At 66.9% G+C, this 943-nt stretch carries 1 protein-coding gene; it reads right to left on the minus strand.

All coding sequences use genetic code 11. The annotated features are described in order from the left end of the window. Window positions 1–301: 301 nt before the first annotated feature. Window positions 302–805, minus strand: coding sequence for a hypothetical protein (locus tag HPC46_RS34535; RefSeq protein WP_005144158.1), 504 nt, complete (start codon window positions 803–805; stop codon window positions 302–304). Window positions 806–943 lie beyond the last annotated feature (138 nt).

A 943-nucleotide genomic window follows, 5' to 3' on the forward strand; every position in this document is an offset into this window, starting at 1 on the left:
CACCTGTTTCCGCGCTTCAGTCTTGTAGTAGTCGTGGATAATAGACAGTGGTACGGCCAAAGTTGTTGCTACTTCACAGTTAGCAGGAAGTTGCTTTAAGTCGAACCGGATGCAACTCCGCTCGGTTTCGGCCGTACCCGTCACCACCGATGGCGCCGGTGAAAAGCCAACAGTCCTCGGCCGTCGGACCGCGCACCACGGCGCGGTCGAACCGGGCGATCTCGTCGGCATCACGAACCGGGTCCACCACCAGCTGTAGTGGTTCCGACCGTCGCCGACCTCTGCTCACCGTGATGACACGCTAACCCGTCGCCGACCACGCCGCGGTGGGCTCGCCGACCGACGCCACCGGCGGGAGACCGGCAGCCGCAGCGGCCGTCGGTTCCCGGTCGGCACCTTCGGCGCCGACCCCGATCACCGCTGCACCGCCGTCACCGACCGCCTCACCCGGCGAGGCCGTGGCGCTCTGCTCGGCGAACCGGATCAACTCGCGCAGCGCCTTCTCGCTCACCCCCGTCAGTCGGGTGATGTCGCGCAGCGTTTCTCCGCGATCGCGCAACGCGACGACCGCTAGACCGGCCGTCCGGCGATGCTCGGCGCGCTTGCCCTCGGCCTGCCTTTTGAGGCCGGCGGTCTTGGCTTCCAGCCACTCATCCACCGCGTCGAGCCGTTCCCGACTGGAGAAGAACACCGCCAGGTCCTCGGCATTGCGCGCGGCCCGTTCGAGCACTTCCTTCTGCGAGGCCTTCACCGCTTCGCGGGCGGCCCGCACCGCTGACTTCGATTTCGACACTTTGTTCGCCATGGCGCTCAACCTAAAACCGCCACCACCCCTACAGCACCGCCCCAACGACACCACTCACATACCGCCGCTTTCGCCCACATCCCCACGCCCCCACCAACATCGGCTACCACCGACCGCCTCAGGCACCACCCGCCCCGC

It is taken from the genome of Mycolicibacterium vinylchloridicum, from assembly GCF_013404075.1.
Lineage (GTDB): Bacteria > Actinomycetota > Actinomycetes > Mycobacteriales > Mycobacteriaceae > Mycobacterium > Mycobacterium vinylchloridicum.

Coding starts and splice junctions, on each gene's coding strand:
- HPC46_RS34535 (WP_005144158.1), bottom strand. CDS start 805: ATGGCGAACAAAGTGTCGAAATCGAAGTCAGCGGTGCGGGCCGCCCGC.